The organism is Moorena producens 3L (assembly GCF_000211815.1).
Taxonomy (GTDB): Bacteria; Cyanobacteriota; Cyanobacteriia; order Cyanobacteriales; family Coleofasciculaceae; genus Moorena; species Moorena producens.
This window is the reverse complement of record NZ_GL890878.1, coordinates 1-1,830: the sequence shown is the minus strand read 5'-3', so window position 1 is coordinate 1,830 and position 1,830 is coordinate 1. Positions and strand designations below refer to the sequence as shown.

The window sequence follows — 1,830 nt, the reverse complement described above, 5'->3', positions numbered from 1 at the left end:
ACACCAGTACTACCGGAGCAGCCACTAACCAACTGTTGGACACAAAAGGAGAAATAATTTCTGGTTCAAATGTCAGGATATAAGTGCTACCAATTATCGAAGTAAGTGCCATATAGGTAACAGTTGTGGGAATAATTTGCTTGGCTGGTCGACGGTATAGTATCGCCAGACAAAAAAACAACATGGTATCCGCTCCAGCCCCGAGTGTTGCGGCCAATGCACCACCGGCAATGCCCATTAAGGCCAGTCCCAAGATTGTCACCTGCTTTTCGTCGCTATCCCCTTTTTTATGTGACAGTAGCAACAACATGCCAGTAACAAGCGCACAAATGCTAAAGAGCAATTTAATTTCTGTATTGACTAATAACGGGCCAGACATAACCCATATAAACCCAACAATGGTGGTGGGCAACAATGCCAGTAACACCTTCCAATTTATATAGATACGAGAGAATATAAAAAATAAAGTCGCAGAGGTCATTCCAACTGATTGAATAAACAAAGAAAACACTTTGGCCTGCTCTGCTTCTATGGCAAAAAACTTTGAAAAAACCGGGAATGCTACTGCCCCTCCGCCCAATGGCGTGGATCCCGCAACGAATGAACCAAACACCATGACAAGCGCACTTGTCCAATAGTCTTGCCACACCACAAATAAGCCAAGATGTGACATAAAAGCCACCCATAGCAGCAGTAGACAGGCTACTAACAGGGAGAAAAATCGAACATTCAGTTTCATTATAAAACACTTCTCAACGCAGCAATTTTTTCGCTTTTTATCTCACGCATGAGATACAACATATTGTTATAGTTAAACTAATTGAGCAGAAGGAATATCCAATGTATCTTGCACTCTGACCTCTAACTCAGCTTGCACCAATGCATCCAACGCCCTGTTTAATTTAGCTTTACTTAGTTTACCCGAAAGCGATTGAATGTATGACCGCAAATAGAATATCCGATCAAGCGGTGGAATAACGTCTCGAGTAAAAAATGGTAAATCCAGGTCAGCCATATACCTTATCCCCAAAACAGGTAAGGGGCTGCACATTGGTTTGAAGTCTTCATTGTGTAATCCCGGACTTTGATTACCCATATAAAATTCCCCTAACATCAACCCCATGCCAACGAACTCTTCTTTATACCTGCCGTGAATTTCATCAATAATACGAGCCGCATTTTCACCTAGTTTTGGTAGTACAATAATAAATGCCTTGTTTAACGCACCAGCTCCCTGAACAGGCTCAGTTTTTAAGAATAATTCTCGATATTGCAAAAACATATTACCGATATCATCCACGGAGAGATCATTGTCGGTTATTTCTGCAAGCCACAAACCATCAGTTTGCAATGACGTGGGAATGAAAGGACATACAGAGCCTTTTCGCCCTAGTTCATGGTGAGGTCTGGCTAAAAAATTCTTTATCCATTCGCACGTTTTCCAGAGCGGTGAACCTTTAGCACTGGACTCCATTACTTTTGAAATAGGGCGCAACGAAACGATAGGTGAAGTACTTTTAAAAATCTCATCGGGAATGACTTTGCTGGCTACATCTTTACCATTAACGGGACAACCGTTTACTTTAGTACCAGACGACCTCAAGGTGTTCGCCGTTTTATTATCTAAATCTTTAATCATGATGTATCACTCAGCAATTTGATCTTCAGTAAGGGGCAATGAGGTTTGACAAAGTTCAGCAGTCATAGGTGATGCCATCCCCACCAAAACTTTTCTCTCTCCGATAAAGCTCTCTCTACCATGGGTAAATAGCATGTTATCCAAAAGCAACAGATCGCCTTTTTGCCAGGTGAATGACACTTTTGTCTCTT

Annotated in this window: 3 protein-coding genes; all 3 read right to left on the bottom strand. The window is 41.7% G+C overall.

Annotation, left to right across the window (positions count from 1 at the left end; all coding sequences use genetic code 11):
- On the bottom strand, positions 1-739 hold a 739-nt coding region (locus LYNGBM3L_RS12810), incomplete at its 3' end, for a TSUP family transporter (RefSeq protein ID WP_008183514.1).
- A gap of 72 nt (positions 740-811) precedes the next feature.
- Complete coding sequence (locus tag LYNGBM3L_RS12805) at positions 812-1,639, bottom strand: DUF6875 domain-containing protein (protein WP_008183513.1); 828 nt, start codon at positions 1,637-1,639, stop codon at positions 812-814.
- Between the two features lie 6 nt (positions 1,640-1,645).
- On the bottom strand, positions 1,646-1,830 hold a 185-nt coding region (locus tag LYNGBM3L_RS38295; protein ID WP_008183511.1), incomplete at its 5' end, for a TauD/TfdA family dioxygenase.